General features: G+C 62.4%; 21 protein-coding genes and 1 pseudogene. 5 read left to right on the forward strand and 17 right to left on the reverse strand.

The window, feature by feature from the left end; genetic code table 11:
* Nucleotides 1–206 precede the first annotated feature (206 nt).
* The 3 genes from K0F86_RS11330 to K0F86_RS11340 are packed head-to-tail and all read right to left on the reverse strand — an operon-like array spanning nucleotide 207 to nucleotide 4,887.
* Nucleotides 207–1,733 carry a SpoVR family protein gene (locus K0F86_RS11330; protein ID WP_257572102.1) on the reverse strand — a complete coding sequence of 509 codons (1,527 nt, stop codon included), beginning with the start codon at nucleotides 1,731–1,733 and terminating at the stop codon, nucleotides 207–209.
* Nucleotides 1,730–2,920 (reverse strand): DUF444 family protein, encoded by a 1,191-nt coding sequence (locus tag K0F86_RS11335; protein WP_219134473.1) that lies wholly within the window; start codon nucleotides 2,918–2,920, stop codon nucleotides 1,730–1,732. The genes K0F86_RS11330 and K0F86_RS11335 overlap by 4 nt, the downstream gene beginning before the upstream one ends.
* A 2-nt stretch (nucleotides 2,921–2,922) precedes the next feature.
* Entirely contained in the window at nucleotides 2,923–4,887 is a 1,965-nt protein-coding gene (locus tag K0F86_RS11340; protein ID WP_219134474.1) for a serine protein kinase, read from the reverse strand.
* A gap of 275 nt (nucleotides 4,888–5,162) precedes the next feature.
* Between K0F86_RS11340 and K0F86_RS11345 the strand changes: the two genes are divergently transcribed.
* Together K0F86_RS11345 and K0F86_RS11350 are read left to right on the forward strand one after the other, a co-directional pair.
* Nucleotides 5,163–6,344 carry a S1 family peptidase gene (locus K0F86_RS11345; protein ID WP_257572103.1) on the forward strand — a complete coding sequence of 394 codons (1,182 nt, stop codon included), beginning with the start codon at nucleotides 5,163–5,165 and terminating at the stop codon, nucleotides 6,342–6,344.
* Nucleotides 6,345–6,514: 170 nt separating this feature from the next.
* Nucleotides 6,515–6,850 carry a hypothetical protein gene (locus K0F86_RS11350; RefSeq protein ID WP_219134475.1) on the forward strand — a complete coding sequence of 112 codons (336 nt, stop codon included), beginning with the start codon at nucleotides 6,515–6,517 and terminating at the stop codon, nucleotides 6,848–6,850.
* A gap of 70 nt (nucleotides 6,851–6,920) precedes the next feature.
* Here K0F86_RS11350 and K0F86_RS11355 read toward each other — a convergent pair whose 3' ends face one another.
* From K0F86_RS11355 to K0F86_RS11375, 5 genes are all read right to left on the reverse strand, one after another.
* On the reverse strand, nucleotides 6,921–8,357 hold the full coding sequence (locus K0F86_RS11355; protein ID WP_219134476.1) for a catalase: 1,437 nt from the start codon (nucleotides 8,355–8,357) through the stop codon (nucleotides 6,921–6,923).
* Between the two features lie 268 nt (nucleotides 8,358–8,625).
* Nucleotides 8,626–9,318 carry a tetratricopeptide repeat protein gene (locus tag K0F86_RS11360; RefSeq protein WP_219134477.1) on the reverse strand — a complete coding sequence of 231 codons (693 nt, stop codon included), beginning with the start codon at nucleotides 9,316–9,318 and terminating at the stop codon, nucleotides 8,626–8,628.
* A gap of 56 nt (nucleotides 9,319–9,374) precedes the next feature.
* Entirely contained in the window at nucleotides 9,375–11,471 is a 2,097-nt protein-coding gene (locus K0F86_RS11365) for a bifunctional 2',3'-cyclic-nucleotide 2'-phosphodiesterase/3'-nucleotidase (RefSeq protein WP_219134478.1), read from the reverse strand.
* A gap of 114 nt (nucleotides 11,472–11,585) precedes the next feature.
* Nucleotides 11,586–12,692: a hypothetical protein gene (locus K0F86_RS11370; RefSeq protein WP_219134479.1), complete on the reverse strand. Its 1,107-nt coding sequence runs from the start codon at nucleotides 12,690–12,692 to the stop codon at nucleotides 11,586–11,588.
* Between the two features lie 31 nt (nucleotides 12,693–12,723).
* On the reverse strand, nucleotides 12,724–13,470 hold the full coding sequence (locus tag K0F86_RS11375; RefSeq protein WP_219134480.1) for a hypothetical protein: 747 nt from the start codon (nucleotides 13,468–13,470) through the stop codon (nucleotides 12,724–12,726).
* 297 nt (nucleotides 13,471–13,767) lie between these two features.
* Between K0F86_RS11375 and zigA the strand changes: the two genes are divergently transcribed.
* The 3 genes from zigA (at nucleotide 13,768) to K0F86_RS11390 (ending at nucleotide 16,607) form a co-directional block, all read left to right on the forward strand.
* Nucleotides 13,768–14,994 carry a zinc metallochaperone GTPase ZigA gene (gene zigA / locus K0F86_RS11380; RefSeq protein ID WP_219134481.1) on the forward strand — a complete coding sequence of 409 codons (1,227 nt, stop codon included), beginning with the start codon at nucleotides 13,768–13,770 and terminating at the stop codon, nucleotides 14,992–14,994.
* Nucleotides 14,995–15,013: 19 nt separating this feature from the next.
* Complete coding sequence (locus K0F86_RS11385) at nucleotides 15,014–16,000, forward strand: GTP-binding protein (protein ID WP_219134482.1); 987 nt, start codon at nucleotides 15,014–15,016, stop codon at nucleotides 15,998–16,000.
* Between the two features lie 91 nt (nucleotides 16,001–16,091).
* Complete coding sequence (locus K0F86_RS11390; protein WP_219134483.1) at nucleotides 16,092–16,607, forward strand: GNAT family N-acetyltransferase; 516 nt, start codon at nucleotides 16,092–16,094, stop codon at nucleotides 16,605–16,607.
* A 27-nt stretch (nucleotides 16,608–16,634) separates the two neighbouring features.
* Here K0F86_RS11390 and K0F86_RS11395 read toward each other — a convergent pair whose 3' ends face one another.
* From K0F86_RS11395 to K0F86_RS11435, 9 genes and pseudogenes are all read right to left on the reverse strand, one after another.
* Complete coding sequence (locus tag K0F86_RS11395) at nucleotides 16,635–17,060, reverse strand: Fur family transcriptional regulator (protein WP_219134484.1); 426 nt, start codon at nucleotides 17,058–17,060, stop codon at nucleotides 16,635–16,637.
* A 103-nt stretch (nucleotides 17,061–17,163) separates the two neighbouring features.
* Complete coding sequence (locus tag K0F86_RS11400; protein WP_219134485.1) at nucleotides 17,164–18,504, reverse strand: alpha/beta hydrolase; 1,341 nt, start codon at nucleotides 18,502–18,504, stop codon at nucleotides 17,164–17,166.
* A 108-nt stretch (nucleotides 18,505–18,612) separates the two neighbouring features.
* Complete coding sequence (locus tag K0F86_RS11405) at nucleotides 18,613–19,491, reverse strand: peptidase (RefSeq protein ID WP_219134486.1); 879 nt, start codon at nucleotides 19,489–19,491, stop codon at nucleotides 18,613–18,615.
* Between the two features lie 89 nt (nucleotides 19,492–19,580).
* Nucleotides 19,581–20,390 carry a transglutaminase family protein gene (locus tag K0F86_RS11410; RefSeq protein ID WP_219134487.1) on the reverse strand — a complete coding sequence of 270 codons (810 nt, stop codon included), beginning with the start codon at nucleotides 20,388–20,390 and terminating at the stop codon, nucleotides 19,581–19,583.
* Nucleotides 20,390–21,334, reverse strand: a complete 945-nt coding sequence (locus tag K0F86_RS11415) for an alpha-E domain-containing protein (protein WP_219134488.1) — start codon at nucleotides 21,332–21,334, stop codon at nucleotides 20,390–20,392. The genes K0F86_RS11410 and K0F86_RS11415 overlap by 1 nt, the downstream gene beginning before the upstream one ends.
* Nucleotides 21,328–22,782 (reverse strand): circularly permuted type 2 ATP-grasp protein, encoded by a 1,455-nt coding sequence (locus K0F86_RS11420; RefSeq protein WP_219134489.1) that lies wholly within the window; start codon nucleotides 22,780–22,782, stop codon nucleotides 21,328–21,330. Before K0F86_RS11420 ends, K0F86_RS11415 begins: the two co-directional genes overlap by 7 nt.
* A gap of 119 nt (nucleotides 22,783–22,901) precedes the next feature.
* Nucleotides 22,902–24,059: a sensor histidine kinase KdpD gene (locus tag K0F86_RS11425; RefSeq protein ID WP_219134490.1), complete on the reverse strand. Its 1,158-nt coding sequence runs from the start codon at nucleotides 24,057–24,059 to the stop codon at nucleotides 22,902–22,904.
* Nucleotides 24,060–24,127: 68 nt separating this feature from the next.
* Nucleotides 24,128–25,000, reverse strand: coding sequence for a hypothetical protein (locus K0F86_RS11430; protein ID WP_219134491.1), 873 nt, complete (start codon nucleotides 24,998–25,000; stop codon nucleotides 24,128–24,130).
* An 80-nt stretch (nucleotides 25,001–25,080) separates the two neighbouring features.
* Nucleotides 25,081–25,308, reverse strand: a pseudogene (locus K0F86_RS11435) (TonB-dependent receptor); the annotation flags it as partial.

Here is a 25,308-nt window from a genome sequence, read left to right on the forward strand (position 1 = left end):
CATCAAAATGCGTATCAAATGCGTATCAAATGCGTATTCAGTGCGTATTCAGTGCGTATTCAGTGCACATCAAGTGCACCTCAAGTACGCATCAGCTGCGCATGATGTCCGCATGAGGAGCCTGCCAGGTGCCCGCACTGGCGGCCGGCGTCGATGCTGCGCAATGCCTGCATCGATACCGCACAGGGCTGCGCCAGGTGTGCCGTTTAACGCTGCATGGGCGCCGCTGTCGGTGCTGGCGATGCTGGTGGCTTGGGCGGTTCGGGCACGCCGTCGCTCTTGCTGTGCAGGGCACGGGGCGTGCCGCGGAAATCGGCCGTATGCAGGGTGACGGGGCGGCGCCAGATGCGGGCGATATACGCCAGCACCTGTTCCGCCCGCTCAAGGTCGAGGCCGCGCCCATCGCGCTGGTGATCGTGGCGCAGCACCAGGCTGCCGTCGTCGTTGAGCAGGGTGACGGCGATGCACGGCGCGCCATAGTTGTATTTGGGTGCCAAGATGGCTTCGCGGATGGCCCGCAAGTCGCGGCTGGCCAGGCGCGTTTCGCCGTCGCGGCGGCTTTCATGCACGAACAGGCCCAGGCGGTCAGCCAGTTCCCCGTCCAGATAGTTGCGGATGAAACTGCAGTCATCGTCGTCGCGGCAAATCTGGCGCGCCCGCGCCAGTCCTTCGCGCTCGATGATGTGCTCCCACATGCAAAAGCCCAGGTGATAGGGATTGACGGCCAGCGCCTGCTGGTGCTCGCCCGCGTAAGGGCGCACCACGTCCGAATGCGACTTGATGGCGGCCAGATACAGGGCCGGCGGCAGGAAGTCGGCTTCGCGCAGCAGCCGCGCATGCCAGTACGAGGCCCAGCCTTCGTTCATGATCTGGCAGGCGTACACGGGATAGAAGTAAAACGATTCTTCGCGCACGGCCAAAAATATGTCGCGCTCCCAGTCGGCCAGTTCCGGCCCATGTTGCGCGATAAACCATAATAAATCGTATTCGGCTTGCGGCGGCACGAGCGGGCGCTGCGTCACGCGTGCCCGTGCCGCTTCGCGCGCCGCCAGCGTGGCTGCCTCACCGGGCAAGCGCCGGTAACGCCGGTCAAACGCGTCGTCTGCGTCGGCTTGGTCTGGCGTGCCCGCGACGCCGGCTGGCCCCGATGCCGCGGCATAGGGCGGGCGGTGCAGCTCGGCATGGATGTCCACATGCTGTTCCAGCGCCAGTGCCGCGTCGAGCACGGCTTCCACCTGCTCTTGCCCGTGGCGTTGCAGCGCTATTTCCAGACGCTGCGCCCGCGCCGCGCTTTGTTGCAGGATGTGCTGGCCCGCCATGGCGCCGAAGCGCAGGAACACGGCATTGCGGCTGGCAAAATCGGCGTGACCGAGCACATGCGCCGTGACGAGGGTGTTTTCGGCCACGGAATTGTGTTCCGCCATGTAGGCATGGCAAGGGTCGCCGGGAAACATGACTTCGAAAATGTGCGAATTGCCCATCTTCTGATGGACGAGCTGGTGGATGTAGCGCACGCCAAACGACCAGTGACGCATGCGCACGGGCAAGCCATAGATGGCGATCTCATTCATGAAGTTGTCCGGCACCAGCTCGAACTCGACGGGCGCAAATGCCAGGCCCAGCTCGCGCGCCAGCGCTTCGATGCGCGCAGCGTAGCCGTCCAGACCCATGGCAGCGGCCTGGTCGGCCTGGTCTGGCGCACCGCTTTGGTTCCGGGCGTCAGGCCGCGTCATGACGCTTCCTCCGTGTCAGCCGCCTCGTGCTGGAAAAAGGTGCGGATGGCTTCCCACACATCGTCAGGCTTGCTGAGGATGCTGCTGTGCAAGGGCAAGCCCCGCCGTTCCTGCTCGGCGCACAGGCTGTGCATTTCCGTTTCCAGGCTGCGTGGCACGCCGGGCAAGGTTTCCACATAGCCCATATAGTTGAGCAAGGCGGCCAGTTCGCCCAAGGCCAGGCTGGCGGCCGCCCGGTCTTCGCTGAAATTTTCGCCATCGGAGGCATAGAACAGATAGGCGTTGTAGCGCCCCGGCGCATAATGTTCCTGCAGCAGTTCGCGGCTCAGGCGAAAGGCGGTGGACGCCATGGTGCCGCCCATGCCATTGACCTGGAAGAATTCGGCTTCGGAAAATTCCCAGGCGCGCGTCGTATGGGCGATGAAGCGCGTTTCCACGCGCGCATACCTGCGCCGCAAGCCCTGCAAGGCAAAGAAAAAGAAGGACTTGGCCAATTTGCGCTCGGCTTGCGCCATGCTGGCCGACACGTCTAGCACGAAAAACACGACGGCATTCGTGCTGGGCCGGGGCTGGGCCAGCACCTGGCGGTAACGCAAGTCATCATTGGTGAAGGGCACGGGCTGCGCTTGCAGGGCACGCCGCTTGATCGCTTCCTTGACGGTGCGGCGCCGGTCCAGGCGCGAGCGGGCGCCATGCCGGTCCAGGCCGCTGCGGACCAGCCGCACGTCGTCGATCGCGCCCAGGTGGCGCGGCTTCAGGTGCGGCAACTCGAAGGCGTCCCACAGCCAGTCGAGGATGTCGTCGATGGGAAACTCCAGCAGCAGGCGCACCGTCCCCTCGCCATCGCCGCCTTCGCCTGGCGTTCCGGCACCGCCCGTGGCGGCGGGATGGGCCGCGCGCAGGATATCGCCGGGCTGGCCGTCACCCTGGCCCGCGCCCACGCTGTTGCGCGCGGGCGCCAGGCGGAAACGCGCGTGTTCGAGCAGGCGCATGGGCACTTGCACCGTGCGCTGCTGCGGTCCGCCGATCAGGTCAGGCGTGGCGATCAGCTCGGGCAAGTGCGCCTGCACGGCGTCGCGTACTTTCTGGTTGTGGCGCAGCCAGTCGCGCGCGCCGCGCGAGAACAAGCCGTACCAGGGCCGGGCCAGGGCCGGCGCGGTGGACACTGGCGAAGTCGTGGCGGCCATGGTTATTCCTGCGCCAGCAAGGTGGTCACGTAGTTGAGCGCTTCGCGCGCGCTATGGGCGTCATAGCCGTATTCGTCCACCAGGCGCTGCTCGACGGCGGAGATCCTGGCCCGCACGTCATCGTCGGGGCGCTTGGCCGAACCGACCAGGCGCAGCACGTCGCGCCGCTGCTCGAACAGATATTGCTGGATGGCATCGTGCAATTGCGCGTGGCTACCCAGGCCAAAGGGCTCGCCCCGCTTGAAGGCGCTCATGGCCTTGCGCACCACTTCCTGGCGGAACGACTGCTTGCCCGCGTCGCTGATATGGATTTTTTCTTCCACGGCGCGCAGGAAGCGCTCGTCGGGACGGCGCTCTTCGCTGGTGATGGGGTCGCGGATCTGGCGGTTGTCGAGCATGGCTTCGACTTCATCGAGATATTTGTTCAGCAAGTCCTGCGCTTCTTGCTCGAACGACACGAACAAGGCCTTGTGCACGTCGGCCTTGACCCAGCGGTTATAGAAGTCCTTGCGCGTGAGCACCAGGTAATCGACCCACTGGCGCTTGCGCCGCGGTTCGATGCGCGCATCGCTTTCGATGCCATCCTTCAGGGCCAGCAGCACGTCCATGGTGGAGAGACTGTTGCGCTGGGCGGAAATGATGGCGTGCGACAGGGCATTGATGACGAAACGGGGCGACACGCCCGACAAGCCTTCGTCGGGTGCCTTGTCGCGCTCGCGCAAGCGGCGGATGTCGGCATGCTGCAAGTCGTCGACGTCTTCGTCCGCATACACGCGCAGCTTCTTGATCAGCTCGGCTTCCTTGGCCTCGCCTTCGGGCAGGCGGCTGAGGATGGCGAACACGGCCGCAGCATGCAGCACGTGCGGATCGAGGTGCACGTCGCGGAAGGCGGGCGTGGCCGCCAGGATCAGCTTGCGGTAAATGCGCGCTTCTTCGCGGTAATTGAGTGTGTACGGCACTTGCACGATGACCATGCGGTCGAGCAGTGCCTCGTTTTCACTTTCTTGCAGGAATTTGCGAAACTCGGCCAGATTCGTGTGCGCGAGGATGGTTTCGTCGAGGTAAATCAGGGGAAAGCGCGACACCTTGACATTTTTTTCCTGCGTCAGGGTGAGTAGTAAATACAGGAATTCGCGCTTGACCTTGAGGATTTCGATCATTTCCAGCATGCCGCGGCTGGCCGCATACACGGCGCCGGACCAGGACCAGGCGCGCGGATCGCCTTCGTCGCCGTACTGCGCCACTTTCGACAGGTCGACGGAACCGACCAGGTCGGCCAGGTCGGCCGTGGTGGGGTCGTGCGGCGCATACGTGCCGATGCCGCAGCGGCCCGCCTCGGACAGGTGGATGCGTTCGACGGGCATGCGCAGGAAATCGCCCGCGTACTGTTCTTCCAGGCGGGCGCGGCAATGGGGACACAGTTCGCCATGCAGCTCGGCGTCATAGCTGGCGCGAAAGTCGGCGCGCATGCTGTGCGGCACCAGGTGCAGCGGCGATTCGTGCACGGGACAGCCGGCGATGCCGTACAAGGCGCCTTCGCTGCTATGGCTGTATTCTTCCAGCCCCCGCTTGAGCAGGATCACCAGGGTCGACTTGCCGCCCGATGGCGGGCCCAGCAGCAGAAGCATGCGCCGGCCCACCTCGGAGCCGGCGGCCGCCGCCTTGAAGTAGGCGGCGACCCGGTCGATCGCCTCGTCGATGCCGAACAGCTCGTCGTCGAACAGGCGGCAGCGGAAGCGCCCGCTGTCATCGGTCTGGCCGTTCCAGCGCATCATGTCCCACAGGTACTGGTGCGCGCTGCGCGTCAGCAGGGCCGCGCGGCCGGGCAGGATTTGCTCGATAAACTCGGCAAAACTGCCGCGCCAGGGACTGATGCGGTGTTTTTCCGCCCAAGCCGCCATGCCGTGGACAAAACCGGCATGCTGGCCTGCTTGCTCGCCCGCAGGCGCGTCGTCGTGGCGTGTCATACCAGGGCTCGTCATTGTTTTCCCATTCATACCGTTGCTGCCGTTGCTAGCGTTGCTGCCGTGGCGCAGGCCCGGTTCCAGCCTGTCGATCCAGTATACGGCGGCGCCTCTGCCCGCACGCCTGATCTCGCTCAACCTTGGCGAGGGAACTATTTTTGCCCTCCTTTGGCCCCTTTGGCGCAGCGCAGCCACACGCCTGCACAGTTCAATCCAGATCAATACCGGCCGGCGCGGCCCGTCCACACTGGATATTCAGAGCGACCCACGAGGAGAACATGATGATCGGCAATGAGAACGGTTTCAGCACCCCGCCCGGCAGCAGCGGCAGGGGGCAAAGCGCGGACGATGAAGAGGCCATCGGCCAATTCGCCGCCCCCGGCGCAGACGACAATATGATCGAGAGCGCGTCCGTCGCGGACGTGCCCGACGCCTTGAGCGGCGTCAGCATGGAATTGCTGGAAATCAAGCGCAGCATCGAAGACGGCATGCGCCAGGGCCTGGCTCAGGCGGCCGGCGTGCGCGCCGCCGATGCCTTCAGCGACGGCGGCAATATCCAGGGCGTGTCCATCGGCCTGGGCGAGGGCGCCAGCGACAGCTCGTCCGGCGAACCGGGCTTGCCGGCCCTGACCCTGTACGTGGCCGAACCGACGTCCGTCGATCGCGCCAAGGCCGCCATCGTGGGGGCCATGGGCGTGCGCGCCGTGGCCAGCGACCGGGTGCCCGTGAATATCGTCGTCACGGGCGTGATCGACGCGCAACCGCACCGTTTCCGCTTGCGTCCGGCGCCGGGCGGCGTGTCGGTCGGGCATTTCCGCATCACGGCCGGCACCATCGGCTGCCTGGCCGTGGGGCGCAGCGCGCCGCGCAACAGCCGTTTGATGATTCTTAGCAATAATCATGTGCTGGCCAATTCCAACGGCGGCGTGTTCAACGACTGCATCGTGCAGCCTGGCCCCATCGATGGCGGGCGCTGTCCGCAAGACCAGGTGGCCGTGCTCGAGCGCTTCGTGCCCATCAATTTCGGCGGCGGCGTCAACTTCGTCGATTGCGCCACCGGCTGGGCCTGGCCAGACCGCGTGCGTCCCGAACTGGTCTACCTGAGCGGCGGCGTGCCAGCGTACTTCCGCATCAGCAATGCGCTGGTGGCGCCCGCGCTGGGCATGCTGGTCGGCAAATCCGGGCGCACGACGCAATTGACGCAGGGCCGCATCACGGGCCTGGGCGCCACCATCAACGTCAATTACGGCGGCGGCAGGATCGCGCTGTTCCAGGACCAGATCGCCATCACGGGCGTCAGTGGAGCATTCAGCGCGGGCGGCGATTCCGGCTCGTCCATCTGGACCTGGAACCAGCAGCGCAATCCCGTCGGCCTGCTGTTTGCCGGCGGCGGCAATATCACGTTTGCCAACCAGATGCGCAGGGTGGTGGTGGCGCTCGACATCAATTTGTACACTTGAGCACGGTCACAGAAAACGGCGCGGCGGCGTGATGCTTGCTTGCACTGCGCCACTTTTTGCACGATGATGATAGGGTCAGGTGTGGCTGCCATGCATGGCCTGGCGGGCAAGAGGCGCTGCCGTGCCTCCTTGTTCCACGCGTGCCATGGGCAGCATCAGGAGGATGTGTCATGTCAAACAGTAAATTTGTAACAGCGCCTTATGCCGTCTTCGAGGATGCGGCCATGCCGTATGTGCCGGACGAGGCCAGTGGCCACGCGGTGGCGGGCTTCGCGCATGCCGCGCCGCCGCCCGGCCGGCTGGAAGCGGCAAAGCGGCGCAACGAGCGGGCCCTGATGGCGATCGATGGCGTCGAAGGCGTCAGCCTGGGGCAGACCGCCATCGGCGGCGAAGCCCTCGTCGTGTATTTGCGCGATGCGTCCGTCAAGCGGCGCGTGCCGTCGCAGGTCGATGGCTATCCGGTGGAAACGAGCATCACGGGCCAGATCGATATCCAGCGCTGGTAGGGCGTGGTGGTGTATATGAAAGGCAAGAAAAGCCCGCATGCGGGCCTTCCTTGCCAGGCTTGCACTTACGCTATTTGCTCAGGCGGGCTATCGCTTCGGCCACGCCCGCGCCATACGCGGGGTCGCACAGGGTGCAGTTGCCGATGTGGCGTTGCTTGACTTGCTCCGAGGCACCCGAGATGGCGCGCGCCGTATTGTCGAACAAGGCTTGCTGCTGTGCCTCAGTCATCAGGAGGAACAGGGCGCGCGGCTGCGAATAGTAATCCTCGTCGACCCTGTGGTTCCAGTGGTCGGCCGCGCCCTCGATGCTCAGTGGAGGTTCGCGGAAATCGGGCTGCTCGGCCCATTCCTGCTCGCTGTTCGGTTCATAGCCCAGGGTCCCGCCCTGGTTGCCGTCGACGCGCATCTGGCCGTCGCGGTGATAGCTGTGGAACGGGCACTTCGGCGCGTTGACGGGGATATGGCTGTGGTTGACGCCGAGGCGGTAGCGCTGCGCGTCGCCATACGAAAACAAGCGGCCTTGCAGCATCTTGTCCGGCGAAAAACTGATGCCGGGCACCACGTTGGCCGGGTTGAAGGCCGCCTGTTCCACTTCGGCAAAGTGGTTGTCGGCATTGCGGTTCAGTTCCAGCACGCCCACCTCGATCAGCGGATAGTCGCCGTGCGGCCACACTTTCGACAGGTCGAACGGGTTCAGGTGATACGTGCCTGCCTCTTTTTCCGGCATGATCTGCACGTACAGCGTCCAGCGGGGGAAATCCTTGTTTTCGATGCTGTCGTACAGGTCGCGGTGCGAGCTTTCGCGGTCCTTGCCCACCAGCGCCTCGGCTTCGGCGTCCGTCAGGTTTTCAATCCCTTGCTGGGTTTTAAAGGTGAACTTGACCCAGAAACGCTCGTTTTGCGCATTCAGGAAGCTGAAGGTATGGCTGCCGAAGCCGTGCATGTGGCGGAAGCTGCGCGGCAAGCCCCGGTCGCTCATCACCACCGTCACCTGGTGCAGCGCTTCCGGCAGCGAGGTCCAGAAGTCCCAGTTGCTGTTGGCGCTGCGCAAGCCCGTGCGCGGGTCGCGCTTGATGGCGTGGTTCAGATCGGGGAATTTCAGCGGGTCGCGCATGAAGAACACGGGCGTATTGTTGCCGACCAGGTCCCAGTTGCCTTCTTCCGTGTAGAACTTCAGGGCGAAGCCGCGGATATCGCGTTCCGCGTCCGCCGCGCCCCGTTCGCCGGCCACCGTGGAAAAGCGCGCGAACATCGGTGTTTGCTTGCCCACTGCGCCAAAGATTTTCGCCCGCGTGTAGCGCGTGATGTCGTGCGTGACGGTAAACGTGCCGTGCGCGCCGGAACCCTTGGCATGCATGCGGCGCTCGGGGATGACTTCGCGGTCGAAGTGGGCCAGCTTTTCCAGGAACCATACATCTTGCAGCAGGGCAGGGCCGCGGGGGCCGGCCGTCTGGATGTTCTGGTTGTCGACGACAGGCGCGCCAAAGGCGGTGGTCAGCTTTTTCATTGGACTCTTTCTTTATAGGGAGGTCGACGGACGAGCCAGGGCCTACCCAAACACTGGCTGGGCTGAGCATTGCGACACGCTCACTGAGGCTGGTCCAGAGTAACAAATTTCTAAAAAGCAAATTCAGTGTGCGATTTCGAGGCTGGCGACAGCCCCGCCGCGTCCGGGGATGCAGCGGGTCCATCATAGCCTCTCGGCAATGTCTAGTCCAACACGATTGACCGAGCGCAAAGCGCAACGTGATTTTCTGGCGCGCTGGCGACTTGGCTTAAAACTTGTTCCAGTTATTATGCCGGTGCTCCGTCGCTTCCTTCATCAGGTGGCCCGCGCGCAGGGCGTCGTCGGCCTGCACCGTCATGGCCAGTTCCTGGAGGGCGGGCGGGTACTCATGGTGGGCCGCTTCTTCCAGCAGTGCATGGCCCTTGACCGGGTCGCGCGGCACGCCGCGGCCTTCACGGTAGGCGTTGTACAGCAGGAACATGGCATGTGGATTGCCCAGTTCGCTCGACTTGTCCAGCCAGCGCGCCGCTATGACGGGGTCTTGCGGCACGCCTTCGCCGTTGGCTGCCAGCAGGCCCAGCATCAATGCCGCCTTGGCATGCCCTTGCAGCGCCGCTTGCCGGTACCACAGCCAGGCTTGGGCCGGCGTGGCCGCGCGCCGCATCTGGCCCAGTTCGAAGGCCGCTTCCGTATCGCCGGCGCGGGCCGCCTGTTCGAACAGACTCAGCGCCTCGGCGCGGCGTTCCGGCCGGGCCTGGTAAATCAGCGCCAGTTCGCGCTCGGCGACGGGCATGTCCTTGCCGGCCCAGCTGCGTACCTTGCGCTCGGCCTGCTGGTCGCCCGCCTGGCGCGCGTGCATGGCGACCGCTTCGATTTCGGCCGGCGTAGGCGGCGGCGATGCCTGGCAGGCGGCCAGGACGGCGGCCAGCACGACGGCGGGGAGGGAGAGTGCGTGTTTCATCTGGATCACCTTTCATCAAAACAGGCCGGCACATCGTTTGTGCCGGCCCATGGACCTTATTTGCTCAGGTCGATGCGGTACTTGGCGAAACCGCTGGCGTCGAGCCCGCCTTCAGCCGCCACGTTGGCGATGCCGCTGCCTTGCGCCAGCGCCAGGTGACCGGGTGCCGAGCGCAGGATCACGGGACCGGCCGTGGCCGTCTTGACGAAGCTCCAGCTGCGCGCGCTGCCATTCGCCGCCAGGGTCACCTTGCCGCCCTTGGTGCTCAGCGACGCCAGGTAGTTGCTGACCACGGCCTGGTTCGCATCGGGCGACTTGATGATGGTCTTGCTGCCATCGATGCCCGGCACGGCGCCGCCGCCACCGGCGCGGTAGTCGTTGGTGGCGACGATGAAATCATCGCCATCGGCGACCGCCGCGCCCTTGTACGTGAGGTTGACGATGCGGCTGCCCGGCTTTTTCGTCACGTCGATCTGGTACGTGAGCGCATTGTTTTCCGCATAGAACACGTCGTAGTTATAAATCGTGCCATACGACGGCACCAGGTCTTGCTCGGCAGTACTGGCCGGGTTGATCTGGTTGAATTGCTTGGCCGACGTTTCCAGCCACGCCTTCAAGTCCGCGCCCTTGATTTTCACGGCTTGCAGGTTGTTGTTGCTATATAAATACAAGTCGCCCGGATTGCGCACTTGCAAGCCGATCGGTGCGGTTGGCGAGGCGCCGGACGCCACGTCCGTGAAATCGGACGGCCCGTTGCGGCCCGCCTTGAATGGCGCGCTGCACGAGATGACGGGGATGTTCTTGTAGCTGGACAAGGTGGCATCCGTGCTGGTGGCGATGAAATTCTTCACGTAGTCGAGCTGCGCTTGGTTGACCAGCTGGATGGCGCTGACGTCGCCCACCAGCGCAAAGTACGCCGACATTTCGAAATCCGTGCTGATGCCCAGCGGCTGCCTGGCGTAGGCGATGGTGGCCGCGTGCTCGGTGGCCACCAGCGGTGCGATGGCCGGGTCGGCTTTCACGAGGGTCTTGCCATCCGTGTACTTGAAGCCACGCGATTCCACCGTGGTCTTGGCCGGCTGCACCACCCATTTACCGCCCTGATAGACCATCGTCAGCTTGATGATGCCCAAGCGGCGGCCCCAGCTTTGCGCCATGACGGTCGGCACGCCGTTCACGAAGCCGTTGACGGCGTCGATCTTCGCACTGGCGGGGAAGGCGGCAAACGAGGCGTCCAGCGCGGCCGCGCCTTCTTCCTTGCCTTTCGGGAAGATCAAGTGCGAATGGCCGATCATCAGGGCATCGATGCCCGTGCTGGTCAGGTGATAGCTGCCGTTTTCCATCTTCGGGCTGTAGGTGCTCGCGTCCAGGCCGCCATGCGACAGGGCCACGACGAGGTCGGCGCCCTTGTTGCGCAATTCCGGCACATATTGCTTGGCCGCTTCCTGCACGCCCGTCACGCTGACCTTGCCAGCGAGCACTTTTTGATCCCATTCGAGGATTTGCGGCGGCACAAAGCTCAGCACGCCCACATTGATTTTTACCGTCAGCTTGCTGCCATCGGGCGCCGTGGCGGCGAAATCGCGGGGCAGCACGGTGTAGGGCTGGAAGATGGGCTTGCCGCTGGACACGCCGACGACATTGCTCAGCACGGAAGGGAAGGCGGGCGCGCCGCACGTACCCGTCGGCTTGGCCACGCCGGGAATGCCGAAATCCGTGTTGGTGATCTGGCTCAGGTAAGGCAAGCCATAGTTGAATTCATGGTTGCCCATGCCGCCCGCATCGTATTTCAGCGCGTTCATGGCCTTGTGCACGGCCAGCGTGCCGGAGCAGGGCACGGGCGCGGCCACGGCTTGTAAATCGGCGAGCAGGGTGCCCTGGATGACGTCGCCATCGTCGAGCAACACATTGTTCGGGTTTTCCGTGCGCGCCGCCTGGATCAGGGTGGAGGTGCGCTCCAGGCCCAGGCTGGTGTCTTCCGCCAGCGCGTAATAGTTATAGCTCAGCACGTTCGAGTGGATATCGGTGGTTTCCAGCAAGGCCACCGTGACCGTCGTGCCTTCGGGAATGACTTGCGCCGTGTTTGAACTGCCGTTGCAACCGACGAGACCCGCACTTGCCAGCGCCGCCAGCATGACCCAATTTGTTTTCATTACCGCCCTCGGAAAGATTCAAAGGACGCGACTGTAACGCCGCCATATGACGCGGCGATGACAGCCGTGCAGGGCGCATGGATGCACGCTGCCGCGCGATGGCGCGACTGCCTGTCAATGCGCCGGCAGTTTTTTCAGCACTTCATTGCTGAAGTAAGGCTCGTCTTCTACCCAGAAAATATAGTCCAGGCCCAGGTAATTGCGGGCAAAATCGAGCAAATCTTCCACTGAATTTTTTTTCTTGGTACGGGGATTGATCTGGCGCAGGTTGCCGTCCTGTACGGCCATGCCCTTGACCAAATTCGCAGGGTAGTCTTTGATAAAACCGTAACTCTGGCCCATATGGCTTTTCCGATACGGCATCAGGTCGGGACCGCCCACGCCCATCTGCAGCGTTTGCGCTTGCGCAAACACGCTGCGCATATAGCCCTTGTCGTTCCACGGCAGCCATTCACCGGGCAGAAAGTTTAAATACACCATGGTAGTGGTGTGGGGAAAAGCAGCGGCCAGTACCTGCATGTTTTCCTTGATGGCATCGACATAGTGTTGCGGCTTGAAATCATCGGGGAACGTTGTATTTCCCTTGCTGTCCTCCACGCCAATGTCGATCGAGCTTTCGCTGAAATTGATGCCCTCGATTTTCCCGTCAAATTCCTTGCCCAGCGCCTGGATCAAGCGTTGATAACGCTCGCGTACCGGTACTTCCCACATTTTCGGCGACCAGCCGTATTCATCATCCGTCACCGCTTTATGCGGGTCGCGTTCTGGTGCGGAAAGCATGCTTTGCTTGATGATGCCGCCCTGGTAGCGAGGATCACTGAGTAAATAGGCCGGCACATTATGGCGCGGCGTGAAGGATTTTTCCTGCAGTTGTATCCACAGTTTTTTCCCGATTGAATCGAGATAGGCGATGTCGTGGCGGATCGCCGCAAAATCGTAACGGTCCTGTTCCGGCTCCAGGCTGCGCCATGTGTACACGATTTGCGCGCCGCTGAAGCGGGGATCGCTTAACGCTTTATCCGAGGTGATGTTTTCCCCGTTCAGTTCACGGTGATTAAAGTAAAGATAGTGCTGGATCGGCTTTTTTATGTCTGCCGCAATGGCACTGCCCATCATCAAAACAAGTAAGGCAAGCAGCCTTGTGGAGTTACGTAAGAACATCGATTCCTTGGTGATTGTGAAAATTGAACTGTGGCAAGATGGAGTATCTTCACGCGCCATGCAAGCACAATTGATTAGGCGCGCCAACAATCTAATTTTGTATCAAATCTATATTTTCTGATGAGTTTCTGGCTAATTCAGGATTGTTGCTATTATTTAAAACCCAGAGAACAAGCTTGCCATTTTCAATAATTTCTTTTTTGGAATAGATTCCACTAAAATAATCCTGTAGTTTGTTATTATCTGTCGGTAACGGCAAATTTTTCATGTCTTCAGGGATGTCTTCGAAGTAATACCTTGATTTTTTCAATGCAGGATACTTCTTTAGTAAATAATCATTCACGGTATATAGCTCATAATCTCCCGCGAATAAGTTTTTTGTCAATATTCCTGTAATTGTAATTTCATTGATATGTTTTTTTAAATACTCAAAATTCTCTTTTGTGGTCGAGAAGTCGGATTGTGAAATTGTGTTATTTTCCGACAATTGCCTGATAACAGAAAGCCGGACATGATCGCCATTGATCTCTATTACTTTGAAAATGTAATAATCCGTTTGAATGCTTTGGCTTCCACCATTAACCCCTGTTCTTTTGTTGAAAATAAAACTTCCAATTTTCAATTTATGCTCAGGGCTGTTGATGGTTTGTTTCCATATATGCGGGTTGTAAATCATTTGCTTAAAAGCATATATGGAGGCGAGAGCGAGCAGGCTTATTATCAGTATTTTTTTCATTGGGCCAGGCGAGAATAAAATATTTAAGAGCGGCTTGCTAAGGGCTAATAAAATCGCAGCCAGCCGATGTGATGCTCGCGCGGCCGCGCGGCTGAGAAGCACGGCTGTCTGTCTGCACGAGGGGCAGAACCAGTCTTCATCGCATCATCCAGGGGCTGTCGACAACAGTTCAGCCGCCATGCGCTTACTTCAATGGCATCACCGACGAGCTCGCACTCTAGCACGTCGAGGGCCGGGATCCTGATCCTGCTGGTAGCGCATGGATTCCTCTTTTTCACGGTGGCAGGCAAAGATCGCCACACAAATGCAAGTCAGTTGCATTATAATTCGAAAACGCAATTCGCTTGCAGTAATGCCACCATCGCTAACTCAGCAACTCAGCCAGTCCAAGGAATCCCCATGCCCCAACGCAAACTCCCCGTCACCGTCCTGTCCGGCTTTCTCGGCGCCGGCAAGACCACCTTGCTCAACCACATACTGCGCAACCGCGAAGGCAAGCGCGTGGCCGTCATCGTCAACGACATGAGCGAAGTCAATATCGACGCCTCGCTCGTCAAGGACAGCGCCGAGGCAGCTGGCGCGGCCCTGTCGCGCACGGAAGAAAAACTCGTGGAAATGTCGAACGGCTGCATCTGCTGCACCTTGCGCGACGATTTGCTGCTGGAAGTGCGGCGCCTGGCGGCGGAGGACCGCTTCGATTACTTATTGATCGAATCGACGGGCGTGGGCGAGCCGATGCCCGTGGCCGCCACCTTCGACTTCGAGGACGAGCACGGCGACAGCCTGAATAACGTGGCGCGCATCGACTGCATGGTCACCGTCGTCGACTGCGCCAACCTGCTGGCGGACTTTCATAGCGAAGACAGCCTGGAGCAGCGGGGCGAAACGGCGGGCGAGGGCGACGAGCGCCAACTGGCCAATTTGCTGACGGAACAGATCGAATTTGCCAATGTCATCGTCCTCAACAAGGTCGACATGGTGGGGGCCGATGAGCGCCTGCGCGTGCTGGCCATTTTAAAAGCCTTGAATCCCGGCGCGCGCATCATCGAAACCAACCAGTCCGTCGTACCGCTCGATGCCATTTTAGGGACGAATATGTTCGACCTGGAGCAGGCGGCCGCCATGCCGGGCTGGGCCCAGGAGCTGGCCGGCATCCATACACCGGAGACGGAAACGTATGGCATCAGCAGCTTCGTCTACCGGGCCAGGGAACCGTTCCACGCGCAGCGCCTGCATGACTATATTTCGCAGCCGATTCCCGGCGTGGTGCGCAGCAAGGGATACTTTTGGCTGGCCAGCCGCCCCGAATGGGTAGCCAGCCTGTCCGGCGCTGGCAAGCTGATGAATATCGAACCCGTGGGTCTGTGGTGGGCGTCCGTGCCGAAGGACCGCTGGCCCACGGATGCCGCCTCGCTGGCGGAAGTCAAGGCGGGCTGGAGCGAAACGTATGGCGACCGCTACCAGGAACTCGTCTTCATCGGCCAGGACATGAACCAGGCCGCCATCGAGGCGGACTTGAAAAAATGTCAACTCAACTACACGGAAACGCGCCAGGGCATGGCCGCCTGGCGCCAGCTGCCCGACCCGTTTCCCGAATGGCAGCGCATGGAAGAACTCGAAGACTAACCTTGAACAGGAATACGCCATGACAGAACTGATCCCCGTCACCATCATCACGGGTTTTCTCGGCAGCGGGAAAACCACCTTGCTCAAGCGCATATTGCAGGGCGACCACGGCGTGCGCATCGCCGTGATCGAAAATGAATTCGCCGCCGAAAGCATCGATCATGGCTTGCTGGTGCAGGACAGCGACGAGCAGATCGTGGAAATGAACAATGGCTGCATCTGCTGCAGCGTGCGCGTCGACTTGATCCGCATCCTGGGCGAGCTGCACGCGAAACGCGCGGCGGGGACGATCGCGTTTGACCACGTGATCATCGAAACGACGGGCCTGGCCGCGCCGGGGCCCGTGGCGCAAACCTTTTTTGCGGAACCGTCCGTCAGCGAGTGCTACCTGCTCGACGCGATATTAACCGTGGTCGATGCGCGCCATGCGCAGCAGCAATTGACGGCGCACCGGGAAGCGCAGGAGCAGGTGGGCTTTGCCGACCGCATCCTGCTGTCGAAGACGGACCTGGTCGGCAAGGACGCGCTGGCCGCGCTGCGCCAGCGGCTGGTCGCCATCAATGGCCGCGCCGGCATACAGAAAGTGCGCTTCGGCAATGTGCCGCTGCGCGACATCCTGAACATTCGCGGTTTCAATGTGAACGCCATCGTCGAACTGGAGCCGGATTTCCTGGGGGAACTGGGCCACCGCCATGGCGACGGCGTGCAATCGTTCGTCTACCACCAGTCCCGGCCCCTCGATTTGCTGCAGGTGGAAAACTTTCTTGATGCCGTGGTGCAGCTGTTCGGCAGCCAGCTGATGCGCTACAAGGGCATTTTGTACGTGGCCGACTTGCCATGCCGCGCCGTCTTCCAGGGCGTGCACATGCTGATGGGCTCGGAACTGGGCGCGCCGTGGCGCGACGATGAGCCGCGCGCCAGCAAGATGATCTTCATCGGCCGCGACTTGCCGCAGGAGATGCTGATCCGGGGCCTGGACCGCTGCGCGACTGCTGTGTTGGCGTGAGCGTGGATGCGGGCTTGCCCATTCTCGCCATCCGCGTGCGTGCATGGAGAAGGGGCGTGGGTATAATGGGAAAAAACTCCCGAGTCCTCCCATGCCCGCACCCGATATCGTCATCCGCCTGTTGACGCCAGCCGACACCGCCGCCTTTTGCGCGCTGCGCCTGCGCGCCATCCTTGACTCGCCCAGCGCGTTTTCCTCGTCGCGCGAGGATGAACTGGCGCGCACGCCGGAAGAACACGCGCAGCGCATCGCCGGCGCCCTGCAACGGGGCTTTGGCGCCTTCGATGGCGCGCGCCTGGTCGGCTTTGCCGGCTTGCGGCGCGAGCCGTTGCGCCAGCTGTGGCACAAGGCCTTGCTGTGGGGCGTCTTCGTCGATGCGCCTCAGCGGGGGAAAGGCGTGGCGCGGCGTCTCGTCAACGCCTGCATCGAACAGGCCGAGACGGACCCCGCCATCATGCAAGTGCATTTGAGCGTGAATGCGGAAAACAATGCCGCCTTGGGCCTGTATGAATCCTTGGGTTTTATCGCGTATGGCACGGAACCGCGCTCGATGCGCGTGGGCGACTTGTTTTACGACGAGCATCACCTGGCCTTGCTTCTCAAGTGATACCTTCAGGTGATGTCTTTTTGAAAATTACTTGCAGCGCGGGCACAGGCCCTTGATCAAATAATCGACTTCGCCGCCGCTGAAACCTTCCGGCAAGAGCACGGGCGGCGGCAGCTTGACTTCATTGAAGCAGGTGACGTTGGCGCACTTGGTGCACTGGAAATGCGCGTGTTCGTGCGCCTGGTGGCCGGCGCCCGCGCTGAAGCGCCACACCTGGTCGGTGCCGGCGATGCGGTGCACGAGTTCATTTTCCGTCAGCCATTCCAGCACCCGGTACAGGGTGACGGAATCGATATCGCTGTCCTGCGACAACGCTTGCTGGATTTCATGGTGCGTCAGCGAACGGCTTTGCGCCATTAAAAAGTCGAGCACCTTCACGCGCGTCTTGGTGACGCGGGCGTTGGTGTTGCGGATCAGCGATTCGGCGTGCGGTGTAGAAGATGATGTCAACATGATAAGCCTGCTTGCGGGGGATCGGCTGGCGGCGTCATCGCCGTGCCCGTTGCCACCCTATGGGCCGTATCTTAGCATGCGTGCCGCACCGGATGAAACGCTGTCATGGTTTGAACGTCCAATAGCGGCCGGCGGCCGTATCGATGGGGTCGAGAAAGCGCTGGTCGGCGCGCGCCTGGTTACGTATCAGATAAAACATGTCGGACAGGGCCGAGCGCTTTTCCGCAAAGTACGAGTGCTTCATGAAGCTGGTGTCGACCCCGGTGGCGTCGATGGTTTCCACGCCCGCCACGATCAGCATGCCGGCGCCGCTGTCGCCCGCGCGCGGGTAGCCGTGCACGGCTTTCGAGGCGGCCAGCGCCAGGTCTTGCGACGAGGCATACAAAGTGACGGGGTTGCGCGCGTGGGCCAGTTTCGGCGCGATCTCGTGCTTGAAGATGGCGGCGTCGATATCGGGCGCGGAGAGGATGAGCTCCGTGATCTTTTGCGCCAGCTGCGGCTGCGCGGCCAGCAAGTCGGCCACGGCCCGCGCCAGCCCGCGGCTGCCCATGCTGTGGCCCACCAGATACACTTGCGCCGCTTCCGTGCTGGCGAGAAAGTCGGCCAGAAAGGCCGTGATGTGGGGCGTGCTCCATTCGATATTGTTTTCATCGATGGTGTAGCCGGCCAGGTCGCCATGCGACGGCCAGCTGTAGAACACGGGCGCGCCATCGAAACCGAGGTCGTAGGCCATCTGTCCCGTGCGCCGCGCCGCATCCTCGAAGCTCACGTTGTAGCCGTGCACAAAGACAAACGCGCTCTTGCCGGCCGAGGCGCGGATCTGCGTTTTGAGTGCTGCAAAGAAGTTGTCGCGGTCCTGCACCTCGGCCGACAGCAGCACCACGTGCTTGGCCGGGTCGTCGCGAAATTCCAGGCGCCACAGCGATGGCGATTCCAGCTGGCCCATGCGGTGGTCGCGGGGGATGCTGATGTCGCAGCTGCCATAGCTGAGCGGCCCATTGCCTCCCATGATGTTGCGTTCGCCGCTGAAGCGCTGCGCCGGCGGCTTGCCCACGTCGCGCTGGCGGTCCGTGGCGAAATACACTTTGACCACCGCATAGTTCGACACGACGGCGCTCTTGTCGGCCGGGGCGGGCGCCGTTGCCACTTCAGGCAGCGGTGAAGGCGGGCGCTGCAGCGCATCGAGCAAGCCTTGCGCGGCAAACAGGGTTTCCATGTCGTCCGGCACGTTTACCGTGGACAGGGCGGCCGACAGGGCCAGTTGCAGCTGAGTATTGCCAGGCTCGGCCTCCAGCGCGGCGATGGCGGCCAGGATGGCGGCGGCGCTGTCGAACTTGGCGATGGCCAGCTTGAGCCGTTCATAGTGGCTGGCGACGGCTTCAGGTGCGTGGCCGGGCGCGCCATGTTCGATGGCCGCCACGACGGCGGAAGTGATCAAGTCCATGCGCCACCTGCCTTTCAGGTCAATCTGGATTGAATGTCAACTCATATTGCCATAAAAGCACGCGCAAGGCGATTTGTCCAGCGCCTTGCGCAGCGGTGGCGTCACCGGTCAATGCTGCTTGTCGTCGCTGAACTGCTGCGCCAAGGATTGCAGGGGCGCCACGGTCAGGCCGCCCCGGCTCACGTGCTCGGGGATGGCCACGCGCACGGGCTTGCTGTGCATGTTGGCCGACGACAACACGTTCGTCGTGGTTTCCGGCGCCGCATTCCACACGGGATCGACGATGCCTTCAAACACATGTTTCAATTGTTCGCCCCAGGTGTCGCGGATCATGCGGAAATACTGGTTCTTTTCATCGATGGTGACGAAGCGCGTGACGGCCAGGCTGCCCGTCTCGTAGACGAGCAGATCGAGCGGCAAGCCGACGGAAATGTTCGAGCGCAAGGTGGAATCCATGGAGATCAGCGCGCACTTGGCCGCTTCATCGAGGCGCGTATGCGGGTTGATGACCCTGTCGATGATGGGCTTGCCATACTTCGCTTCGCCGATCTGGAAGTACGTGTTTTCATCGTGCGATTCGATGAAATTGCCGGCCGAATACACCTGGAACAATCGGCAGCGCTCGGCGCCTATCTGGCCGCCCAGGATAATGCTGACATTGAAATCGATGCCGCAGTCGGCCAGGGCCTTCGCTTCGCGCAGGTGCACGGTGCGCACGGCGTCACCCACGATGCGCGCCGCGTCGTACATGCTGGCCACGTTCCAGATGCTGCGTCCATCCGCATCCACGTGTTCCGAGACGATCTGGCGGATCGCTTGCGAGATCGACAAGTTGCCGGCCGTCATCAGGACCAGCATGCGGTCGCCCGGGTTCTCGAACACGCTCATCTTGCGGAAGGTGCCCACCTGGTCCACGCCGGCATTGGTGCGGGAGTCGGACAGGAAGACCAGGCCTTCGTTGAGGCGCATGCCTATGCAATAAGTCATCGTCGTAAATCAAGTCAAAAGGGGGAGCATTCTACACCAGCCGGGCCGGGCCACCTGCTGGCAAGGCCCGGCCAGCCTCATTCTTGCCACTACACGGGCACGATCTGCACATCGACTCTTAACGTTTCCGTGCCGCCACCCTGGCGCACGCCGCGCACGGGGGCGGCCGAATCGTAGTCGCGCCCGATGGCCAGGCGGCAATATGCATCCGTCATCAGCCGTGCATGTGTGACGTCGATGCTGACCCAGCCCGCGAAATCCGGGTCTTCCGTCCAAGCATCGACCCAGGCATGGCTGGCCGCATGGCCCGTCGTGCCTGGATCGATGTAGCCGGACACATAGCGGGCCGGGATGCCCCAGGCGTGGCAGCAGGCCAAAAACAGGTGCGCGTGGTCCTGGCACACGCCGCGCCCCAGCGCCAGGGCGTCGCCGGCCGTGGTGGTGACCATGGTGGCGCCGCTTTCATACGCCACCTTGCCGACGATGTGCTCGGCCAGGCGCAGCAGATGGCCCGTGCCGGCCGTGACGCGGCGATCCGGCAGGCTGGCGGCCGCCAGGTCCACAATGGCGGGGTTCGCCTGCGTCAGGGCCGTCGGCATGGTAAACAACAGTGGCGACAGGGTATCGATCAGGTTCAGCCGTCCCTTGTGCGGATAGATGGTGTCCACCACGCCGTGCGCCACCAGGCTCAGCGACTGATGGCTGCCATTGATCGTCAGCATGTGCGACAGATTGCCGTAGGCATCCGTGTAGGCATGGCAGCGCCCCGGCGTGGTGATTTGCCAGGAGAGTGCCCGCTGCTGCGGCTCGATACGCGGCGTCAGGTGCAGCTGCTGTATCGTGTAGGCCAGCGGCGCGCTATAGGCGTAATGGGTTTCGTGGCGGATGGTGAGCTGCATCAGGCCGCCAGGGGAACGAGGAAGTCGCGGCTGACGCGGTTGCCCAGCTCATAGATGTTTTCCAGAAACTCCGTCAGGGTATGGTGCAAACCGGCCTTCATGATGTCGTCGATATGGCCGAATTTCAGCTCCGCATGCAATTTCCCGGCAAAACGCTCCGTATCGGCCGACACATCGTTGCGGATATGTTTCAAATTTTCCACCACGTCATCCATGCAGGCCAGCAGGGAACGCGGCATGTCGCCGCGCAGCATCAGCAATTGCGCCACCCGTTCCGGGGTAATCACGTCGCGGTACACCTTGCGGTAGATTTCGAAGCCGGACACCGAGCGCAGCAGGGCCGCCCAGTAGTAAAAGTCGCGCTGGGTGATGTCTTTCGACGTGTCGCGCGCGCCGTGGAACTTCACGTCGAGGATGCGCGCCGTGTTGTCGGCTCGTTCAAGAAAAGTGCCGAGGCGGATGAAGTGGATCGCTTCGTCCTTGAGCATGGTGCCCAAAGTCACGCCGCGCGACAGGTGCGAGCGGTACTTGACCCATTCGAAGAAGGCGCTGGGGTCCGTTTCCAGCAGATTACTTTTCAAACGTTTCTGCATGTCGAGCCAGGTGGCGTTCTGGATTTCCCACACTTCCGTCGTCAACGTCCCCCGCACGGCGCGGGCGTTTTCACGCGCGCCCGTCAGGCAGGCGAGGATCGAGGACGGGTTGTTCGGGTCGCGCACCATGAAGTCGAGCACGTCGCGCGTGTGGAAGCGGCCATATTTGTGGTCGTACGCGCTTTGCAGCTCGGAAATACCCAGGGTGGCGCGCCAGCCCTGTTCCGCATCGTGCTCGGACTGCGGCAGCATGGACGTTTGCATGTTGACGTCGAGCATGCGCGCCGTGTTTTCCGCCCGCTCCGTGTAGCGGGCCATCCAGAATAAATGATCGGCAGTGCGGCTCAGCATGTTTTTTCTCCTGCAAAAGCGGATGTCTCTTCCAGTACCCAGGTATCCTTGGTGCCGCCCCCTTGCGAGGAGTTGACCACCAGCGAGCCTTCGCCCAGCGCCACGCGGGTCAGGCCACCCGGTACCATGGAAATCGTCTTGCCAGACAGCACGAACGGACGCAAATCGATGTGGCGCGGCGCGATGCCGGCATCCACATACGTGGGACAGGCGGACAGGGCGAGTGTCGGCTGGGCGATGTAGCCGCCCGGATTGGCCAGCAGGCGCTGGCGGAAATCCTCGATCTGCGCGGCGCTCGACGCCAGCCCCACCAGCATGCCGTAGCCGCCCGCGCCATGCACTTCCTTGACGACGAGTTTCGCCAGGTTCGCCAGCACGTAGGACAGGTCGGCGCTCTTGCGGCACTGGTAGGTTGGCACGTTGTTCAATATCGGCTCCTGCGACAGGTAGAATTTGATCATGTCGGGCACGAAAGGGTAGATCGACTTGTCGTCGGCCACGCCCGTGCCGATGGCGTTCGCCAGGGTCACCCTGCCGGCGCGGTACACGGACAGCAGGCCCGGCACGCCCAGCGAGGAATCGGAGCGGAAGGCCAGCGGGTCGAGGAAATCGTCGTCGACCCTGCGATAAATCACGTCGACTCTCTTCGGCCCGCGCGTGGTGCGCATGTAAACAGAGTTGTCGTTGACAAACAGATCCTTGCCCTCGACCAGTTCCACGCCCATTTGCTGGGCCAGGAACGCGTGCTCGAAATAGGCGGAGTTGTACATGCCCGGCGTCATGACGACGACCGTGGGGTCATCGACGCCCATCGGTGCGACGGAGCGCAGGTTGTCGAGCAGCATGTCCGGGTAATGGTCGACGGGGGCGATGCGGTTGCGGGCGAACAATTCCGGGAACAGCCGCATCATCATCTTGCGGTCTTCCAGCATGTAGGACACGCCGGACGGGACCCGCAGATTGTCTTCCAGTACATAAAATTCGCCCTGGCCGGCGCGCACGATGTCGACGCCGGCGATGTGCGCATAAATGTCGGAGGCGACGGCGATGCCCTGCATTTCCGGGCGGTACTGGGCATTCTTGTAGATTTGCTCGGCGGGAATGATGCCCGCCTTGATGATGTTTTGCTCATGATAAATATCATGAATGAACATGTTCAAGGCTCGCACGCGTTGCACCAGGCCCGTCTGCATCTGCGCCCATTCGGCGGCGGGGATGATGCGGGGGATGGTGTCGAACGGAATCAGGCGTTCCGTGCCGGCATCGTCGCCATACACGGCGAACGTGATGCCCACGCGGCGGAAGGTCAGGTCGGCTTCGGCCCGCTTGCGGGCGATGGTCTCGGGCGATTGCTGTGCCAGCCAGTTGTCGAATTCACGATAGTGTTCACGTACCTTGCTGTCCGTCCCCACCTCATCCGCAGTCATTTCATTGAAAAAATTTGCCATGTTGTGATTTCCCTTGAGCCGTGTTTGTGTATAGCTCAGCAGGAAACGTGCCAACAGGGCGGGCGCGAACAGGTGTAAAGATGACCACTTTTGTGGCACCTTCGCACCGCTTTGGTGCGTCAGGTATCACTGTTGGGGGCGCCGGCGGGCGGGACGAAGGGGCGGCAATCGACGGGCACGTCGAAGATGAAGCTGGTGCCCGTTTCCGGCGCGCTGTCGACGGCGATGCTGCCGCCGTGGCTTTCGGCCACGTTTTGCACGAAGGGCAGGCCGATGCCCCAGCCCGGTGCTGCATTGTCGTTCTCGCGGCGCAGGTAGTCGAAGATGCGTTCCGCCTGGGCCGGCGCGATGGCGTGGCCGCCGTTGTGGACGGTGAGGATCAGGCGTTCGTGCACGGCTTCCACGTGCACATTGACGGGCGCGTCGTCGCCGTACTTGAGGGCATTGCTGAGCAGGTTTTCCAGCGCGCGCCGCAGCGAGTTCTCGCACCACCAGCCGGTGACGGATTGCCCGCTGACCTGGCATTTGCCGGGCCGCTGCAGGTTGACCTGGCCGGCCACGGCGTGCACCAGGGGCAGCACGTCGAACTGGCTCAGCGCCAGCGGCAGCTGCTGGCCCCGGTGATAGCTGAGGCTATCGAGCAATTCTTCGATCATGCTGTCGAGCCGTTTGCTGTGCTCGGCAATCTTGTGCGCCAGCAAGACCACCCGTTCCGGGTCCGCTGGCCGCAGCAGCAACTGGGCGCTGGTGCTGATCACGGCCAGCGGGTTGCGCATGTCGTGCGACAGGCCGGCCGCGATGCGGCGCCGGAAGCCTTCGTGCATGCTGGTAAATTCGCGTATCGATTCGCGGATGCCCACGTCGATCGATGCATTGATCACCTGCCAATCCTTGCGGCGCAGGGTGATGCCGGACGCATGCGCGACGGCGGCGAAGCAGTCGCGGAAGATCTGGTATTCCTGGATCACCTGTTCCGGCCCGTAATTGGTCATGCGCGCCCGTTCATTGCCATGCACGGCGGGCACGTTGCTGTTGCTGGCCGCGTTCTCGCGCGGGTGGCCCGGCGTGAGGGCTTCGGCCAGGTTGTCGAAAAAGGCGGGCAAGGTATTGATGAGTATGGGCGTGAGCAACTGGTCGGCGCCGCGCACGCTGGCGCGCACGCGCAGTTCCCACGCGTTGAGGACGGCGTCGCGCATGGCAAAGAGGCGCTGCGCGCGCGCCAGTGGATGGCGCGCGCTGGCCTGGCGACCCGCATGATGATCCGTGGCAATATTCACCTGAACTCCCTGACAGCAATGGCTATGCTCATCATAGTATGCGCCTAATCCGCCGTCAGGAAAATGCCTTATTGACCAGTGTCGGCCTGCCGCAAGGCCGCATACAGGCGGGAAAGCGAGGCTGACCATTCGGCCAGCGAAAAGTTCTGTGGGTCGTCATGACCGTTCGCAAAGCCCGTATCGAGCACGGCGTGGAAGGCGGGGATCAGCCACGTGCCCTTGCGCACGCTGGCGGCGATATACAGCAGGGCCAGCCTGTCGTACTGCGCGGGCGTAAAGCCGGGATCGGGCGCCAGCCCATCGTTGCCCTTGCCGCCGCCGGGCACGGAATGGCGCGGCTGCACCAGTTCCACGTGCAGGAACAGGCCCGTCAGCGACGGCTTGTCCTTTTCCAGCTTGCTGGCGTAGCCGGGCGTGCCAAAGTCGCGCACGGCCAAGGAATCGCCGAGTCGGTTCACGTAGACATGGCCTTTCGGCCCGCCACCGAGCGCCGGATTGCGCAAGCTGAAATCGTTGAAATCCCAGCTGGCGTCGTTGATGTGGTCGGGAATGGATTCCGCCAGGAAATTCGGGTAGCTGGTGTCGTGGATGACGAAATAGCGGGCCATGGGCGCCGCCAGCCGGCCCACGGCGCGCGACAATGGCGCGTCGATTGGGCCGCCCACGTCCGCTTCGCTGATCGATTGCTGCGCCAGCCAGGCGCGCAGGCGGGCCGGGGCGAGGTCCGTGCGCTGGCCGATGCGGGCGTCGAGAAAGTCCGGCAGCGGGGCGCTGTCGCCCAGGCGCGCATACAGTTTCACGGGGCGCAGCAGACACGTGGCTTGCGCCCGCGCATCGCCCTTGAAGCCGCTTTTCCAGGCGGCGTAGGGGCAGGCCGCCTGTTTTTGGGCGGCGACGGGCAGGGACGTGCAGAGCAATAACAGGAGGGCAGGGAGTTTCATGCGGGCATTGTCGCCCAAGCGCAGGCGATTGCACAGGGGCGCACGCGGCGCGGCGCCCCTGCCGGGCATGGAATGACCGTTTAGAAGTCGACCGAGGCGGAGACGACGACGGTGCGCGGCGCGCCCAGCACCAGGTAGCCGGCGCCGGAAGCGCCGCCTGCCGAGGCCCAATAGTTCTTGTCCGTCACATTGTCCAGGCGCGCGCGCAAGGTCACGGCGCGTTCGGCGATGCTGGCCGTATAGCGGGCGCCCAGGTCCAGGCGCGTCCACGACGGCAGCTGTTGCTTGTTGGCCGCATCGAGATACTG

It is taken from the genome of Janthinobacterium sp. UMAB-60, assembly GCF_900095235.1.
In the GTDB taxonomy this organism is placed as follows: Bacteria; Pseudomonadota; Gammaproteobacteria; order Burkholderiales; family Burkholderiaceae_D; genus Janthinobacterium.

Coding starts and splice junctions, on each gene's coding strand:
- K0F86_RS11410 (WP_219134487.1), bottom strand. CDS start 20,390: ATGCAGCTCACCATCCGCCACGAAACCCATTACGCCTATAGCGCGCCG.
- zigA (WP_219134481.1), top strand. CDS start 13,768: ATGCCCCAACGCAAACTCCCCGTCACCGTCCTGTCCGGCTTTCTCGGC.
- K0F86_RS11430 (WP_219134491.1), bottom strand. CDS start 25,000: ATGAAACTCCCTGCCCTCCTGTTATTGCTCTGCACGTCCCTGCCCGTC.
- K0F86_RS11345 (WP_257572103.1), top strand. CDS start 5,163: ATGATGATCGGCAATGAGAACGGTTTCAGCACCCCGCCCGGCAGCAGC.
- K0F86_RS11360 (WP_219134477.1), bottom strand. CDS start 9,318: ATGAAACACGCACTCTCCCTCCCCGCCGTCGTGCTGGCCGCCGTCCTG.
- K0F86_RS11355 (WP_219134476.1), bottom strand. CDS start 8,357: ATGAAAAAGCTGACCACCGCCTTTGGCGCGCCTGTCGTCGACAACCAG.
- K0F86_RS11335 (WP_219134473.1), bottom strand. CDS start 2,920: ATGGCCGCCACGACTTCGCCAGTGTCCACCGCGCCGGCCCTGGCCCGG.
- K0F86_RS11415 (WP_219134488.1), bottom strand. CDS start 21,334: ATGCTGAGCCGCACTGCCGATCATTTATTCTGGATGGCCCGCTACACG.
- K0F86_RS11400 (WP_219134485.1), bottom strand. CDS start 18,504: ATGGACTTGATCACTTCCGCCGTCGTGGCGGCCATCGAACATGGCGCG.
- K0F86_RS11350 (WP_219134475.1), top strand. CDS start 6,515: ATGTCAAACAGTAAATTTGTAACAGCGCCTTATGCCGTCTTCGAGGAT.
- K0F86_RS11370 (WP_219134479.1), bottom strand. CDS start 12,692: ATGGCGCGTGAAGATACTCCATCTTGCCACAGTTCAATTTTCACAATC.
- K0F86_RS11390 (WP_219134483.1), top strand. CDS start 16,092: ATGCCCGCACCCGATATCGTCATCCGCCTGTTGACGCCAGCCGACACC.
- K0F86_RS11330 (WP_257572102.1), bottom strand. CDS start 1,733: ATGACGCGGCCTGACGCCCGGAACCAAAGCGGTGCGCCAGACCAGGCC.
- K0F86_RS11395 (WP_219134484.1), bottom strand. CDS start 17,060: ATGTTGACATCATCTTCTACACCGCACGCCGAATCGCTGATCCGCAAC.
- K0F86_RS11365 (WP_219134478.1), bottom strand. CDS start 11,471: ATGAAAACAAATTGGGTCATGCTGGCGGCGCTGGCAAGTGCGGGTCTC.
- K0F86_RS11405 (WP_219134486.1), bottom strand. CDS start 19,491: ATGACTTATTGCATAGGCATGCGCCTCAACGAAGGCCTGGTCTTCCTG.
- K0F86_RS11340 (WP_219134474.1), bottom strand. CDS start 4,887: ATGACACGCCACGACGACGCGCCTGCGGGCGAGCAAGCAGGCCAGCAT.
- K0F86_RS11420 (WP_219134489.1), bottom strand. CDS start 22,782: ATGGCAAATTTTTTCAATGAAATGACTGCGGATGAGGTGGGGACGGAC.
- K0F86_RS11385 (WP_219134482.1), top strand. CDS start 15,014: ATGACAGAACTGATCCCCGTCACCATCATCACGGGTTTTCTCGGCAGC.